The organism is Ensifer meliloti, from assembly GCF_030064585.1.
In the GTDB taxonomy this organism is placed as follows: domain Bacteria; phylum Pseudomonadota; class Alphaproteobacteria; order Rhizobiales; family Rhizobiaceae; genus Sinorhizobium; species Sinorhizobium meliloti.
Map to the genome: position 1 here is coordinate 3,481,373 of NZ_CP120365.1, position 15,208 is coordinate 3,496,580.

The 15,208-nt window shown below is 63.6% G+C and carries 12 protein-coding genes; 6 read left to right on the plus strand and 6 right to left on the minus strand.

Translation table 11 applies throughout. The annotated features are described in order from the left end of the window. Positions 1-6: 6 nt before the first annotated feature. Positions 7-1,623, plus strand: a complete 1,617-nt coding sequence (gene cimA, locus PZL22_RS23650; protein WP_003532714.1) for a citramalate synthase — start codon at positions 7-9, stop codon at positions 1,621-1,623. Positions 1,624-1,836: 213 nt separating this feature from the next. Next, positions 1,837-2,778: an EamA family transporter RarD gene (gene rarD / locus PZL22_RS23655; RefSeq protein WP_003532716.1), complete on the plus strand. Its 942-nt coding sequence runs from the start codon at positions 1,837-1,839 to the stop codon at positions 2,776-2,778. Positions 2,779-2,849: 71 nt separating this feature from the next. Here rarD and PZL22_RS23660 read toward each other — a convergent pair whose 3' ends face one another. Further along, positions 2,850-3,467, minus strand: coding sequence for an LOG family protein (locus PZL22_RS23660; protein ID WP_003532718.1), 618 nt, complete (start codon positions 3,465-3,467; stop codon positions 2,850-2,852). Positions 3,468-3,709: 242 nt separating this feature from the next. Here PZL22_RS23660 and PZL22_RS23665 point away from each other — a divergent pair, with 242 nt between their 5' ends. The 4 genes from PZL22_RS23665 to pssA all read left to right on the plus strand — a co-directional run bounded on the left by PZL22_RS23665 (position 3,710) and on the right by pssA (position 9,184). After that, complete coding sequence (locus tag PZL22_RS23665; protein WP_003532720.1) at positions 3,710-5,419, plus strand: LysM peptidoglycan-binding domain-containing protein; 1,710 nt, start codon at positions 3,710-3,712, stop codon at positions 5,417-5,419. Between the two features lie 197 nt (positions 5,420-5,616). Then, on the plus strand, positions 5,617-7,500 hold the full coding sequence (locus PZL22_RS23670) for an ABCB family ABC transporter ATP-binding protein/permease (protein WP_003532722.1): 1,884 nt from the start codon (positions 5,617-5,619) through the stop codon (positions 7,498-7,500). Between the two features lie 106 nt (positions 7,501-7,606). After that, on the plus strand, positions 7,607-8,305 hold the full coding sequence (locus tag PZL22_RS23675) for a phosphatidylserine decarboxylase (RefSeq protein WP_003532724.1): 699 nt from the start codon (positions 7,607-7,609) through the stop codon (positions 8,303-8,305). A gap of 9 nt (positions 8,306-8,314) precedes the next feature. Then, positions 8,315-9,184: a CDP-diacylglycerol--serine O-phosphatidyltransferase gene (pssA, locus tag PZL22_RS23680; protein WP_003532727.1), complete on the plus strand. Its 870-nt coding sequence runs from the start codon at positions 8,315-8,317 to the stop codon at positions 9,182-9,184. Positions 9,185-9,367: 183 nt separating this feature from the next. Here pssA and PZL22_RS23685 read toward each other — a convergent pair whose 3' ends face one another. The 5 genes from PZL22_RS23685 to alr form a co-directional block, all read right to left on the minus strand. Beyond that, the gene (locus PZL22_RS23685) at positions 9,368-10,108 is read right to left on the minus strand and encodes an SDR family NAD(P)-dependent oxidoreductase (protein ID WP_003532733.1); all 741 of its coding nucleotides are present in this window, start codon (positions 10,106-10,108) and stop codon (positions 9,368-9,370) included. 11 nt (positions 10,109-10,119) lie between these two features. Beyond that, entirely contained in the window at positions 10,120-11,610 is a 1,491-nt protein-coding gene (gene purF / locus PZL22_RS23690; RefSeq protein ID WP_003532740.1) for an amidophosphoribosyltransferase, read from the minus strand. A gap of 146 nt (positions 11,611-11,756) precedes the next feature. Continuing rightward, on the minus strand, positions 11,757-12,356 hold the full coding sequence (locus PZL22_RS23695; RefSeq protein ID WP_003532741.1) for a CvpA family protein: 600 nt from the start codon (positions 12,354-12,356) through the stop codon (positions 11,757-11,759). Positions 12,357-12,424: 68 nt separating this feature from the next. Then, on the minus strand, positions 12,425-13,828 hold the full coding sequence (radA, locus tag PZL22_RS23700; protein ID WP_003532745.1) for a DNA repair protein RadA: 1,404 nt from the start codon (positions 13,826-13,828) through the stop codon (positions 12,425-12,427). Between the two features lie 123 nt (positions 13,829-13,951). After that, entirely contained in the window at positions 13,952-15,091 is a 1,140-nt protein-coding gene (alr, locus tag PZL22_RS23705) for an alanine racemase (RefSeq protein ID WP_003532746.1), read from the minus strand. Between the last annotated feature and the right edge of the window lie 117 nt (positions 15,092-15,208).

Here is a 15,208-nt window from a genome sequence, read left to right on the forward strand (position 1 = left end):
CGAGACATGACCAGGGAACGCATCTATCTCTTCGACACGACGCTTCGGGACGGGCAGCAGACGCCCGGCATCGACTTTTCCGTCGAGGACAAGATCGCGATTGCGTCGCTGCTTGATCAATTCGGCATGGACTATGTCGAGGGCGGATATCCCGGCGCCAATCCCACGGATACGGAGTTCTTCAAGTGCCGGCGCACCGACAAGGCCTCCTTCGTCGCCTTCGGCATGACCAAGCGCGCCGGCGTCTCCGCCTCCAACGACCCGGGCCTGAGCGCGCTGCTGAGCGCCAAGAGCGATGCGATCTGTCTTGTCGCCAAGAGCTGGGATTATCATGTCGAGGTGGCGCTCGGCTGTACGAACGAGGAAAATCTCGACAATATCCGCGCTTCCGTGGAGGCGGTCGTGGCTTCCGGCCGCGAGGCGATGGTCGATTGCGAGCATTTCTTCGACGGCTACAAGGCGAACCCGGCCTATGCGCTCGCCTGCGCGAAAACGGCTTTCGAGGCCGGCGCGCGCTGGGTCGTGCTTTGCGACACGAATGGCGGCACGCAGCCTCCCGAGATCCGCGAGATCGTCTCGGCCGTGATTGCTGAGGGAGTGCCCGGTGCAAATCTCGGCATCCATGCGCATAATGATACGGGGCAGGCGGTGGCCAACTCGCTGGCTGCGGTGGAAGCCGGCGTTCGTCAGATCCAGGGCACGCTCAACGGCATCGGCGAACGCTGCGGCAATGCCAATCTCGTGACGCTGATTGCGACGCTTGCCCTGAAGGAAACCTATTCGAGCCGTTTCGAGACGGGAATCGATGCCGAGAGGCTCCAGGAACTGACTAAGCTCGCCCATGCCTTCGACGAGTTGCTCAACCGCTCTCCGGATTCCCAGGCCCCCTATGTCGGCGCTTCGGCTTTTGCCACCAAGGCCGGCATCCACGCCTCCGCATTGCTCAAGGACCCGAGGACCTACGAGCATGTCGCGCCGGAAAGCGTCGGCAACCTGCGCAAGGTCATGGTCTCCGATCAGGGAGGCAAGGCCAACTTCATCAATGCTCTCAAGCGGCGCGGCATCACGGTCTCCAAGGACGATCCGCGGCTCGACAAGCTGATCTCGATCGTCAAGGAACGCGAGGCGACGGGCTATGCCTATGAAGGTGCGGATGCGAGCTTCGCGCTGCTCGCGAGCCGCATTCTCGGCACCGTGCCCGATTTCTTCCGGGTGGAGAGCTTCCGCGTGATGGTCGAGCGCCGCTTCGACGCGAACGGCAAGCTGAAGACGGTATCGGAGGCCGTGGTCAGGGTGATCGTCGACGGCGAAACGATGATGTCGGTCGCCGAGGGGCATGGCCCGGTCAACGCGCTCGACCTCGCGCTTCGCAAGGATCTCGGCAAGTACCAGTCCGAGATCGCCGATCTGGAACTTGCCGATTACAAGGTGCGCATCCTCAACGGCGGCACCGAGGCCGTCACCCGCGTCCTGATCGAATCGACGGACCGCTCAGGGGCGCGCTGGTGGACGGTCGGCGTATCCGACAACATCATCGACGCCTCATTTCAGGCATTGATGGACAGTATCGTCTACAAGCTGCTCAAAAACCGCGATCAGGTCGGATCGATCGCGGCCGAGTAGTTTGGATCACGATGATGTTGGGTTGCGCGGGATATCCAGCTCCGTCCGCATCAACGCCGTTCATCCATCGGTTCACGGAAATGAATTGGTGCATCACCGTCCGTCGGAGTAGGACGCAGGAGGACTGACGGCAATTGCTCCCGAGAGGGTTGGCCGTCGATTGCGACCGGAGCGCTTCCCGCTTAGCTCCGGTGGAATTTCAGGATCAAAATCATGGCTGAGCCGAACGCGAATTTGCCCGCAGAGAATGTCGATTCCCCGAAAGGTTTCGCCTTCGCGCTGGCAGCCTACCTGTTGTGGGGTTTCCTGCCTTTCTTCATGAAGGCGGTTTCGCATATCCCTGCGGCCGAAGTCGTGGCGCATCGTATCGTCTGGTCGGTGCCGCTCGCAGGCCTCGTGCTCGTGTGGCTCGGCCGCACGCAGGACGTGAAGGTTGCGCTGCGCTCTCCACGCGTGCTGATGATGGCCACGGTCACGGCGGCTCTCATCACGATCAACTGGGGCATCTATGTCTGGGCGATCGGCGCGGGCCGGGCGATCGAGACGGCGCTCGGCTACTATATCAACCCTCTGTTCTCCATCTTCCTCGGTGCGCTGCTGCTGAAGGAGAGGCCAAATCCGGCGCAGATGGTGGCGATCGGCCTCGCCGCGCTCGCCGTGGGCGTGCTTGCCTTCGACGCGGGCGGTCTTCCCTGGGTTTCGATCGGGCTGTGCTTTTCCTGGGGTTTCTACGCGTTCTTCCGGAAGACGCTGCCGGTCGGGCCGAACCAGGGCTTCTTCCTCGAAGTCCTGCTGCTCAGCATCCCGGCTGCGGGCTACGTCATCTGGCTCGAGGCGACGGGGCAGGGCCACTTCCTCGGCGACTCCAACATGACGGATGTCCTGCTTCTCCTCGCCTGCGGGATCGTCACCGCCGTGCCGCTGATGATCTATGCCAATGGCGCGAAGCTGCTCCGGCTTTCGACGATCGGGATCATGCAATACATCGCTCCGACGATGATCTTCCTGATCGCCGTCTTCGTTTTCCACGAACCCTTTGGAACGGCAAAACTCGTCGCCTTCGCCCTGATCTGGGCCGCGCTCTTCATCTATTCGGGAGCGATGCTTGCGGAGAGCAGGGCGCGGCGAGCGGCTCAACCGACGCCGGCCGAATGATCGGCAGAGTTTGAAGTTAGAGCGGGATGCGGGCGGAAAACCGCACACACTGTTCCTCATCCCGCACTAGATCAGAGCCTGGAGATGATCTCGGCTTCGCCCTCGCGCCCGTTGGCGCGAACCGAGGCAAGGATGCCGGGGACGATGTCTTCCGCCCGGTCGATCACCAGCGGCTGCACGAGATGCGCCGTGTGGACGAATCCCTGGTCGCGCATGTGGTCGATCAGCTCCAGCATCGGATCCCAGAAGCCGTTGACATTGCCGAAGACCATCGGCTTCCTGTGGCGGCCGAGCTGCGCCCAGGTCATGATTTCGACGATCTCCTCGAGCGTGCCGATCCCGCCCGGAAGGGCGACGAAGGCGTCGGCGCGCTCGAACATCTTGTGCTTGCGCTCATGCATGTCGGCGGTAACGATCAGTTCGTTCAGCTGGCCCAGCGAGTGACGCGTCGCTTCCTTGTCCATCAGGAATTCCGGAATGATGCCGGTGACGTGTCCGCCGGATGAAAGCACGCCGCTTGCCACGGCGCCCATGATCCCGCGCGTGCCGCCGCCATAGACGAGGCGCAGGCCATGATCGGCGATCGATTTGCCGAGGGTGCGGCCGGCCTGGATGTGGGCGTCGTCACGCCCGGGCTGAGAACCGCAATAAACGCAAACGGACAGAATCGGCGTGGTTTCCTTGTTCATGGTCCCACCAGAGATTGCAGTGCAGCACGGGTCAAGGAAAATGGACGAAAAATCTCCGGCTGTCGAGCGCCGGAATCATAGTGAGCGCTTGTATAGAACTATAAGAAACGTTAGCAATTTCAGTAATACATTGAAGAATTCGGACAGTGTGCTGCGGTTGCGCTATAATGCACCTGGCGCCGCAGCGCCGGCCGGTGGGGCATGCGGGGAGCATAAAGGCGCTCCGCCCTGTGGAGAGTGGCATGATTAAGAATAAGGCCAGCTGGGTGGCCCTTGGCGTCCTGGCAATCGCGACCGCATTGATGATCTTTGTGGTTCAGCCGAATCTGCGTGACAGCGACAAAGGGGCGGTGGCCCAATCCGGCGCAGGCGAGCAGCCCGGCCAAACGGCGGCGGCAACGAAGACCGATCCGTCCGCCCTGCAAGGCAACGCAGCGCAACAGGCGACAGCGGCCTCCGGCGGCAATGCGGCCGCATCCGACCCGGTGGCGAACTGGACGGTTCCGGGGTTTGACGTCCTGCGCGTCGAACCGGACGGCTCGACGGTCGTCGCGGGCAGAGCCCAGCCCGGCACGAAGCTCGAGATCCTGAGCGGCGACACGGTCGTCGGCACCGCCAATGTCGGCGCGGGCGGCGATTTTGCCGCCGTCTTCGACAAGCCGCTCTCGGCAGGCGACCACCAACTGACGCTCAGAAGCGTCGGCTCAGGCGGACACAGCAAGACGTCGGAGGAGGTTGCGACTGTTTCGGTTCCTAAGGATTCGAGCGGGCAGCTGCTGGCAATGGTATCCAAGGCCGGCAAGGCGAGCCGGCTGATCACGACGCCGGAAGCTGAGCCGAAGCCGATGCAGGCAGCCGCCGAGCCGGGCACGGTACCGGCCGGCGAGCCCGGCGGGGCTTCCGTTTCTCCCGCCTCTCCGGCAACCATTCCCGGGCTGCAGGTGACGGCGGTCGAGATCGAAGGCGGCATGATGTATGTCGCAGGCAACGCCAAGCCCGGCGCCCTTGTCCGCATTTACGCGGACGACAAGCTGCTGGGTGAGGTGAAAGCCGACGACAAGGGACATTTTGTCGTCGACGGCTTGATCGAGCTCTCGGTCGGCAGCCATATCATCCGCGCCGATATGATGAACGAAGATGCGAGCAAGGTGGCGATGCGTGCCTCCGTGCCCTTCGACCGGCCGGCAGGTGCGCAGGTTGCCGCCATCGCCGGTTCGACGCTTGCAGCACCCACGACGGGTCTCGACCGTTTGAAGGCGGAAGCGGGCAAGGCACTGACCCTCTTGAAAGCGCTTTTTGCCGACGGGAAGCAGCCTTCCATGGAGCAACTCGCCGCGGCCCGCTCGGCAACCGAATTCGCCCTCCAGTCGCTGGCCGAATTCAAGCCGGCCGACGGCTCCGATGCCGATTTGGCGGCGGCCGCCGCTGAAGCGTCCAAGGCGGCGACAACGGCGCTGGACGCGCTCAAGGCTGCGCCGCAGGACCCGTCAAGCGTCGCAGCGGCGGTGGAGAAGGTCGATGGCGCTCTTGGGTCCGCATTGACGCGCCAGAATGTCGGCACCTCGGTGGCATCCGCCGAGCCCTTGGCGGTGCAGGCGAACGATGCCTCGAAGCAGCCGGAGCCTTCGGCAGCGGGCGAGACAAACGCAACCGTGGTCGAACAGGCGGCGGCGCCGGCTTCGGATGCGGCGAAGGAACAGCCGGCCACCATCGAGCAGGCACCGCTCAAGGAAAGCAAGACGTCAGTGATCATCCGCCGCGGTGATACGCTGTGGCAAATCTCGCGCCGCGTCTACGGTGCCGGTCTGCGCTACACCACGATCTACCTTGCGAACCGCGAGCAGATCGAAAATCCCGACCTGATCCGTCCAGGCCAGGTCTTCGGGGTTCCGGACGAGGCGCTTTCCGAGGAGGAATCGCGGGAAGTCCACCGCAAGCATATGCGGCACTGAGTTTCGCCCTTCTTTTGCCGGCGCTTCCATTGCGTCGGCGGGAAGCCGGGCCTATCTGTCAGGAAAAGCGGCGTCTTCCTTAAAAGGCGCCGCTTTTCATTGAAGCTGGTGTGGGACGAAGACGCGCTAGAGAAAAACGTGATCTCGGCTGCGGCTCGCCTGCGGTCTTCGTCAACAAAAATGAAGCGGACAGAGACGTGGCGCAGAAGAAGACGGTTTCCGCCGACAGTGCCAATCCGATCGAAACCATAGCGAATCTGTGGCCATACATGTGGCCGGCGGACCGCATCGATCTGAAACTGAGGGTGGTCTGGGCGACGGTGATCCTGGTGATCGCCAAGGCGGTGCTCGTTCTCGTCCCTTATTTCTTCAAATGGGCGACGGATGCGCTCAACAACAAGCCCGACGCGCTCGGCTTCCTGCCACAGTTCCTGACCGGCGCGGTCATGCTGGTCCTCGCCTATAACCTCGCCCGTTTGCTGCAGGCGGGCCTCAACCAGTTGCGCGACGCGCTTTTCGCCAGTGTTGGCCAGCATGCCGTCAGGCAGCTTGCCTACAAGACCTTCGTTCACATGCACCAGCTCTCGCTGCGCTTCCATCTCGAGCGGCGCACGGGCGGGCTTTCGCGCATCATCGAGCGCGGCACCAAGGGCATCGAGACGATCGTCCGCTTCACGATCCTCAACAGCGTACCGACGCTCATCGAGTTCCTGCTGACGGCGGTGATCTTCTGGTGGGGCTACGGCTTCACCTATCTCCTGGTGACCGCTGTCACGGTATGGCTCTACATCTGGTTCACGGTACGTGCGAGCGACTGGCGCATCGCCATTCGGCGCTCGATGAACGACAGCGACACCGATGCGAACACCAAGGCGATCGATTCGCTGCTCAACTTCGAGACCGTCAAATATTTCGGCAACGAGGAGATGGAGGCGAAGCGCTTCGACAAGTCGATGGAGCGTTACGAGCGGGCCGCAACGCAGGTCTGGACGTCGCTCGGCTGGCTGAACTTCGGCCAGGCGCTGATTTTCGGTGCCGGCACGGCGGTGATGATGACGATATCGGCGCTCGCCGTACAGCGCGGCGAGCAGACCATCGGCGATTTCGTCTTCATCAACGCGATGCTGATCCAGCTCGCGATCCCGCTGAATTTCATCGGTTTCGTCTATCGCGAAATCCGCCAGGGCCTTACCGATATCGAACATATGTTCGATCTGCTCGACGTTCGGGCGGAGGTCGTCGACCGGCCGAACGCGAAGGAGCTCAAGATCGAGCGAGGCGCAATCGCCTTCAAGAACGTCCAATTCGCCTACGATCCGGCACGGCCGATCCTGAAAGGGATCAGCTTCGAGGTGCCCGCCGGAAAGACGGTCGCAGTCGTCGGCCCCTCAGGAGCCGGCAAGTCGACATTGTCGCGGCTGCTCTACCGCTTTTACGATGTCCAGGAAGGATCGATCACCATCGATGGTCAGGACGTGCGTGACGTCACCCAGAAGAGCCTCCGCTCCGTAATCGGCATGGTGCCGCAGGACACGGTGCTCTTCAACGATACGATCGCCTACAACATCCGCTATGGCCGGGTGACCGCGAGCGATGCGGACGTCGAGGCAGCCGCCGAGGCGGCGCAGATCGCCGATTTCATCCGCGACCTGCCGGAAGGCTTCCGCGCCATGGTGGGCGAGCGCGGGCTGAAGCTTTCGGGCGGCGAGAAACAGCGCGTCGCGATCGCGCGAACCATCCTGAAGGCGCCGCCGATCCTGATCCTCGACGAGGCGACTTCGGCGCTGGACACGAAGACGGAACAGGAAATCCAGGCTGCGCTGGATATCGTGTCGCGCAATCGCACCACCCTCGTCATCGCCCATCGCCTGTCGACGGTCATCAACGCCGACGAGATCATCGTCCTGAAGGACGGCGTGATCGCCGAACGAGGCACCCATGGCGAACTTATCGACCGCGGCGGACTTTATGCTTCCATGTGGAGCCGCCAGCGCGAGGCAACGCAGGCCGAGGAACAGTTGAAGCGCGTGCGTGAGAGCGACGATCTCGGCATCGTCGACCGGGGAATGCCGGCGCTCTGACCACAGCGAGGTTGCCGCGAGTCCTCTGTCTCCGGGTCTTCGACATTGCCGGCCTGTCTGATTCGCGCTAGTTCACGTCGCAAAGCAAATATGGAGAGTAGAGTTCATGAGTTTGATCGACACAGTGCGCAACACGCTCGTACCGGTCCACAGGGAAGGCTACCGCTTCATTGCGATTTTCTTTGTCGTTTCGCTGGCGCTTGGCTTCCTCTGGGAGCCGCTGATGTGGATCGGCTTCGTTCTGACCGCCTGGTGCGCCTATTTCTTCCGCGATCCGGAGCGCATGACGCCGATCGACGACGATCTCGTCATCAGCCCGGCGGACGGCACCGTATCGTCGGTCGCCACCGTGATGCCGCCTGAGGAACTGGGCCTCGGCTCGGAGCCGATGCTGCGCATTTCGGTCTTCATGAATGTCTTCAACTGCCACGTGAACCGTGCGCCGATGGGCGGCACGGTACGCCGAATCGCCTACCGTGCCGGCAAGTTCGTGAATGCCGAGCTGGACAAGGCGAGCCAGGAAAACGAGCGCAACGGCCTCGTCATCGAGACGAAACACGGGCAGATCGGCGTGGTCCAGATCGCCGGTCTCGTCGCCCGCCGCGTCCTCTGCTGGACGCGCGAGAGCGCGTCGCTCGAGGCGGGCGAGCGTTTCGGCCTCATCCGCTTCGGCTCGCGTCTCGACGTGTTCCTGCCTGCCGGTGCGGAACCGCGCGTAACGGTCGGTCAGACGGCCACGGGCGGCGAGACGGTGCTCGCCGAATTCGGATCGGCGAAGGGCCCGGTCATCAGCCGGCGCGCGTGAGGACAGGTCATGGAAGAGCCCCGCCACGAACAATCCGCAGGAAGCCCGGAAGCCGCTGAGCACGTGGGCGCCACCGGCACGCACGACAAGGCCCGGGGGCCCCGGTTGCGGGAGATTCCGCTCCGGCTGATGGTCCCGAACATGATCACGGTCCTGGCGATCTGCGCCGGCCTCTCGGGCGTCCGGCTGGCATTCGAGAATCGATTCGAGCTCGCGGTTGCGATGGTGCTCCTTGCCGCTTTCCTCGATGGCATCGACGGGCGCATCGCGCGTCTCCTAAAGGCGACCTCGAGTTTCGGGGTCCAGATGGACTCGCTTGCCGACATCATCAATTTCGGGGTCGCGCCCGCCCTCGTCCTCTACGTGTTTCTGCTCGATCAGGCGCGTTCCCTCGGCTGGATTGCGGCCCTGATCTACGCCATTGCCGTCGGTCTGAGGCTGGCGCGCTTCAACGTCATGGCGGAGCGCCAGGTCAAGGCGTCCTGGCAGTCGGAATATTTCGTCGGCGTTCCGGCGCCGGCCGGTGCTATGCTGGTTCTGCTGCCCGTCTATCTTGGTCTGCTCGGTCTTGCGCCGGAAAGGACCTTTGCGCTGATCGCGTCGGTCTATACCGTCCTGATCGCCTTCCTTATGGTCAGCCGTCTTCCTGTCTGGTCCGGCAAGTCGGAGAACCGCGTCCGCAGGGATCTGGTCCTTCCCGTCATTCTGGTCGTCGTCTTCTACGTTGCGACGCTGATGACCTATACCTGGGAGACGATGGTCGTGACGGCGGTGGCCTATCTGGTGAGCCTGCCCTTCGGCGCCCGTTCCTGGCAGCGCAAATACGGCGACTGGCCGGGCGGTCACGGGAACGATGGTTTGCCGGGTGATAGCGAATAGGGCGAATGCCCCTCATCCCGCTGCCGCGACCTTCTCCCCATTGTGACGGGGCGAAGGGACAAGCTGCTGGATGGCCATTTCCTCTTGAGCGCCCGAGAAGCGGTGCATCACCGCGAGTCCCCTTCGCCCCGCTTTCGGGGAGAAGGTGGCCGGCAGGCCGGATGAGGGGGAGGTGCCGCCAGCCTATTCCGGCATGCGGTAGTCGACGATCTTCTTTTCCCGAACGATGAAGAGCTTCCCCGTCTCGGTCTGCTCGCGGCCGAGCAGCGGCAACAGCGCCTGAGCCACCTCGGAGGGATGCGGCAGGGTCTCCGGATCTTCGCCGGGCACGGCCTGCGCCCGCATGGCGGTGCGCGTGGCGCCCGGATCGACGCTGAGGATGCGAAGCGGCAGGCGCTGTGTCTCGTAGGCCCAGGTGCGTGCCAGCGCCTCGACCGCAGCCTTGGAGGCGGAGTAGGGGCCCCAGAAGGGCTTGCACTTGTGCGCAGCGCTCGAGGAGAGGATGAGGGCGCGGCCGGCATCCGAACGGACGAGCAACGGCTCGAGCGACCGGATCAGGCGCCAGGTCGCGGTGACATTGATCGCCATCACCTTTTCGAAGACCTTGGCTTCCACATGGCCGATCGGCGAGATCGTGCCGAGGACGCCCGCATTGGCGACCATGATGTCGAGCTTGCCCCAGCGCTCGTTTATGGCGCCGCCGAGCTTGTCGATGGCGGCCATGTCCGAGAGATCGAAGGGGACGAGCGTTGCCGAACCGCCGAAAGCCTTGATCGCGTCGTCCAGTTCTTCGAGACCGCCGAGGGTGCGGGCGCAGGCGACGACGTGGGCGCCGGCCTTGGCGAGTTCAAGAGCAGTGAAGTAGCCGATCCCGCGCGATGCGCCGGTGACGACGGCGATCCGGTCTTTCAGATTGGGCGTCATGTTGTTGTTCGTTATCCGTTGCTGGCGAGAACCGAGAGTTTGCGAACGTTGCTCGCTGCCCCCTGGTCGAGAAGGCGGGTCGGGTAGTCCCCGGTGAAATAGTGATCGGTGAACTGCGGCGCCTGCGGGTCGCGCTTCTCGCCGCCGACGGCACGATAAAGCCCGTCGATCGAGAGGAATTCGAGAGAATCGGCGCCGATGAAGCGACACATCGAGGCGAGGTCGGCATGCTGGTTGGCGAGCAGCTTGTCACGGTCGGGCGTGTCGATGCCGTAGAAATCCGGGTGGAAGATCATCGGGCTCGCGACGCGCACATGCACCTCGCGGGCGCCCGCCTCGCGCATCATCTGGACGATCTTGACCGAAGTGGTGCCGCGGACGATGGAATCGTCGACGAGCACGACGCGCTTGCCGGCGATCATCGCCCGGTTCGCAGAATGCTTGAGCTTGACGCCGAAGGCGCGGATCTGCTGCGTCGGCTCGATGAAGGTCCGCCCGACATAGTGATTGCGGATGATGCCGAGCTCGAAGGGGATGCCGCTTTCCTGCGCATAGCCGATTGCAGCCGGCGTACCGCCGTCCGGAACGGGCACCACGACATCCGCCTCGACGGGGGCCTCGATGGCGAGGTTCTTGCCCATGTTCTTGCGGGCGACGTAGACGTTGCGGCCGCCGACGACCGAATCCGGCCGGGCGAAATAGACGTACTCGAAAAGGCAAAGGCGTTCCGGCAGCGGATTCTGCGGCTTGCGGGCATCGATGGTGATCGACCCGTCCGGCTGAATTTCGCAGATGACGATTTCACCGTTCTCGATATCGCGAACGAATTTGGCGCCGATGATATCCAGCGCGCAGGTCTCCGAGCAGAAGATCGGCTTGCCGTCGAGTTCGCCCATGACGAGCGGGCGAATGCCGTTCGGGTCGCGGGCGGCGATCAGCTTGGTGCGGGTCAGAGCCAGCATCGAATAGCCGCCTTCGACCTGGGCGATAGCGTCGGCGAAGCGATCGCTGGAAGAGACGTGTTTCGACCGCGCGATCAGGTGCAGCACGACTTCGGTGTCGGATGTCGACTGACAGATGGCACCGTCTGAGATGATCTGGCGCCGCAGCGTCAGGCCGTTCGTGAAGTTGCCGTTGTGCGCGATTGCGATTCCGCCTTCCTGCAGCTCGGCAAACAGCGGCTGGACGTTGCGCAGGACCGTCTCACCGGTGGTGGAATAGCGTACATGGCCGATCGACATCGAACCGGGCAGCTTCGCGAGCGTCGTGGGATCGGTATAGTGGTCGCCGACGAGACCCATCCGGCGCTCCGAATAGAACTGCCGCCCGTCGAAGGTGACGATACCGGCGGCTTCCTGCCCTCGATGCTGGAGAGCGTGCAGGCCGAGCGCCGTCAGCGCGGCGGCGTCCGGATGGCCGAGAATGCCGAAAACGCCGCACTCCTCATGGAGGGTGTCGCCGTCGAGTTCGTCATGGATTTCGCTGGATCTGAGATCGGTCATCGCAATTCGCCTTTGCTACGTGCCGGTGCGCATATCGTGATCGGGCCGCCAGTCTTCAAGCGATCTTACCCGAAAACACTGACAAGCGTCATTCCAAATGGATAAAGCCCGCACAGCGGGCTTTATTGCAAACTTTCCTGTCGATCTCAGCCGTTCGTCGCCGGTGCTTCCTCGCCGGGCGCCTGTTCCGTCTGAGCCGGCGGCGTCTCGCTTTCGCCTTCGCCGGTCGTATCCTTGCCGCGCAAGCGGTCGAGAATGGTGGCGTCGGCCTCTTCCGGCAGGAGCGCTACCAACTGATTGCCGAGATTGTCGAGCAGCGGTTTCGACTTCGCGTGGGTCACCCAGACGGGCTGCTGCTGCGGCGCCACGAGCCAGTTGAAGAACAGCATGGCGACGACGACGAGCAGAATGCCGCGAGCGGCCCCGAACAGGAAGCCGAGCGTGCGGTCGAGCGCGCCGATGCGGCTGTCGATGATGAAGTCGGCCACCCGCATCGTGATGAAGGAGATGATGATCAGCGCGATCAGGAAGATCACGGCCGCCGAGCCGATCATCGCGACCGTTCCGCTGGTCGTGTACTGGCTGGCGTAGGGCAGAAGATGCGGATAGAGGAAATAGGCCGCGGCGGCTGCGCCGACCCAGCTCGCCACCGACAGAACCTCGCGCGAGAAGCCGCGAACCATCGCGAGGACGGCTGAAAACAGCGCGACGCCGAGAACGATACCGTCGAGAATTGTGATGGGCATGTTGTCCTTACTCCGACTCCACCGCCAGGCGGCACATCCCGTTGATGCTCCAGGGCGCGGCTATTCCGTCAGTCCTCGTCATTCGTCTGTTGCAGGGCACGCCGCGATCCCGCGATACGCGCCACCAGATCCGGCAGGCTTTCCATCTCGCTCCAGCGGCCGTTGCCGTTCTTCGGCAACTCGGTCGATGCAGATGGCAGGACTGCCTGGGAGAAACCGAGTTTCTCGGCTTCCTTGAGACGTTGGGCGGTATGCGCAACCGGCCGGACTGCACCCGACAAGCTGACTTCGCCGAAATAGACGCAATCGGGCGGCAGGGCAAGCCCGGCAAGCGACGAAACCAGTGCGGAAGCCACAGCGAGATCGGCCGCCGGTTCGGAAATGCGATAGCCACCCGCGACATTGAGGTAGACGTCGTGCTGGCCGAGGCGAATGCCGCAATGGGCTTCCAGCACGGCGAGGATCATCGAAAGGCGGGCCGAGTCCCAGCCGACCACGGCGCGGCGCGGCGTTCCGAGCGATGTCGGCGCGACCAGCGCCTGTACCTCGACAAGCACGGGCCGCGTGCCTTCCATGCCGGCGAAAACCGCTGCACCCGGCGATTTCGCATTGCGTTCGCCGAGAAACAGCTCCGACGGGTTGGCGACCTCGCGCAGGCCCTTGTCGGACATTTCGAAAACGCCGATCTCGTCGGTCGGTCCGAAACGGTTCTTCACCGTCCTGAGGATGCGGTAATGATGGCCGCGGTCGCCCTCGAAATAAAGGACGGCATCGACCATGTGCTCGACGACGCGGGGGCCGGCGATCTGGCCCTCCTTCGTCACGTGGCCGACCAGCACGACCGCCGTGCCCGTCTGCTTGGCGAAGCGGATCATCGCCTGCACACCGGTGCGCACCTGCGTCACCGTGCCGGGTGCGGAGTCGACGATGTCGCTCCAAAGCGTCTGGATGGAATCGATGATGACGAGGTCCGGGCGCTTGCCCTCGGAAAGCGTCGCGAGAATATCTTCGACATTCGTCTCGGCGGCAAGGAGCACGTCGCTGTCGGCGGCGCCGAGCCGCTGAGCACGCAGGCGGACCTGGGCGATCGCTTCTTCGCCCGAGACATAGATCACCCGGTGCTTCCGGCGTGCAAGCGCCGCGGCCGCCTGCATCAGCACGGTCGACTTGCCGATGCCCGGATCTCCGCCGACGAGCAGTGCGGATCCGCGAACGAAGCCGCCGCCGGTCACGCGATCGAGTTCCGAAATGCCGGTCTGGATGCGCGGCGCGTCCTCGATCTCTCCGGACAGCGTCGTAAGTGCGACGGGACGCCCCTTCTTCGGCGTGCGCATGGGACCGCCGCCGATCCCCGCCGTGGGATTATCCTCGATGATCGTGTTCCACTCGCCGCAGCCGTCGCACTTGCCCACCCAGCGGGAATGGACTGTGCCGCAATTCTGGCAGACGAACTGGGTGCGGGCTTTCGCCATAGATGTCGGCTTTCGGATGTTTGCGGGCAGATGGCGGAATTGCCGCCGCCCGAGAATCACTCTTGGCGGTCACATAATGCCGCGAAATCCTGTTTGAAAGGACGATATTCCTTTGCGCCTTGTTCAAGCGCCTCCGACATAGGTCCGATGATAGCGCCGGCCGAGGCTCGTCAGCAGCTCGTAGCCGATGGTACCGCCGGCGCGCGCGACGTCGTCGATGGCGACATTGCGCCCGAAGACCTCGATATAGTCGCCGGCACGTACGGCCGCTTCCGGCAGGTCCGTGACATCGAACAGGCTCAGATCCATAGTCACCCGACCGACATGCGGCACCTTCATACCATGCAGGAAACCGAAGGCGCCCGAGGGCATCGCCTGTCTGAGGGTGACGCCGCCGCCCGAAACCGAACGGTGGTAGCCGTCGGCATAGCCGATCGCGACCGTCGCAATGCGGCTGTCGCGGCCGAAGCGGACCGAGGCGCCGTAGCTTGCCGTTTCGCCGGATGGAACCGTCCTGACCTGCACGATGCGCGCTTCGGCGGTGACGACCGCTTTCATCGGATTGACGGCGCCATTTACCGCCTCGCCGCCATAGACCGCGATGCCGGGCCGGGTGAGATCGAAGTGGTAGTCCGCGCCGAGGAACACGCCGCCGGAATTTGCAAGGCTCGCCGGCACGCCCTCGAAGGCGGCGGTCACCTCGCGGAAACGCTGAAGCTGATAGCGGTTCATCGGGTGTCCGGGATCGTCGGCGCAGGCCAGATGGCTCATGACGAGGACCGGCGAGAAACTCGCAGGCCGCGCAGGGTCGTGGGCGAGGGCAACGGCCTCCTCCGGCGACAGGCCGAGCCGGTTCATGCCCGTGTCGACGTGGAGAACGCAGGGGTGGTCGCCCCGTTCGGAAAGCGCTGCCATGAAGACCGCCAGCTGCTCTTCCGAGTTGATGATCGGCACGAGATCGTTCTCGAAGAAGAGCTCCTCGTTGCCGGGCCACATTCCCGCGAGAATGTAGATTCGCCCATCCGGAACAAGCGGGCGAAGATCGGCCCCTTCTTCGACACTGGCCACGAAGAAATCGCGCGCGCCGGCGGCATAGAGAGCCGGAGCGGCATGCACGACGCCGAGACCGTAGGCATCGGCCTTCAGAACGGCGGCGGCGCGGGCTTTTCCGGACCGCTCGTTCATCGCCCGCCAATTGTCGGCGAGCGCGGTGAGGTCGACGGTGAGCCTGCTGGAGGCGGAAAGAAACTCGGGGCTTTGCATACCGAAAACTCTGCGTGGGCGATATCGGCAGCAATACATCCAAGTGCCCCGCGCCGCAAACGGCCGACGCAATGCTCTGGCTGAAAGCACTTTCATGCAAGACGAGGCTCTCCTCGC

What these genes read in the sequence shown, in the direction of transcription:
- cimA (WP_003532714.1), top strand. Translation starts at nt 7, where the DNA reads ATGACCAGGGAACGCATCTATCTCTTCGACACGACGCTTCGGGACGGG.
- rarD (WP_003532716.1), top strand. Translation starts at nt 1,837, where the DNA reads ATGGCTGAGCCGAACGCGAATTTGCCCGCAGAGAATGTCGATTCCCCG.
- PZL22_RS23660 (WP_003532718.1), bottom strand. Translation starts at nt 3,467, where the DNA reads ATGAACAAGGAAACCACGCCGATTCTGTCCGTTTGCGTTTATTGCGGT.
- PZL22_RS23665 (WP_003532720.1), top strand. Translation starts at nt 3,710, where the DNA reads ATGATTAAGAATAAGGCCAGCTGGGTGGCCCTTGGCGTCCTGGCAATC.
- PZL22_RS23675 (WP_003532724.1), top strand. Translation starts at nt 7,607, where the DNA reads ATGAGTTTGATCGACACAGTGCGCAACACGCTCGTACCGGTCCACAGG.
- pssA (WP_003532727.1), top strand. Translation starts at nt 8,315, where the DNA reads ATGGAAGAGCCCCGCCACGAACAATCCGCAGGAAGCCCGGAAGCCGCT.
- PZL22_RS23685 (WP_003532733.1), bottom strand. Translation starts at nt 10,108, where the DNA reads ATGACGCCCAATCTGAAAGACCGGATCGCCGTCGTCACCGGCGCATCG.
- purF (WP_003532740.1), bottom strand. Translation starts at nt 11,610, where the DNA reads ATGACCGATCTCAGATCCAGCGAAATCCATGACGAACTCGACGGCGAC.
- PZL22_RS23695 (WP_003532741.1), bottom strand. Translation starts at nt 12,356, where the DNA reads ATGCCCATCACAATTCTCGACGGTATCGTTCTCGGCGTCGCGCTGTTT.
- radA (WP_003532745.1), bottom strand. Translation starts at nt 13,828, where the DNA reads ATGGCGAAAGCCCGCACCCAGTTCGTCTGCCAGAATTGCGGCACAGTC.
- alr (WP_003532746.1), bottom strand. Translation starts at nt 15,091, where the DNA reads ATGCAAAGCCCCGAGTTTCTTTCCGCCTCCAGCAGGCTCACCGTCGAC.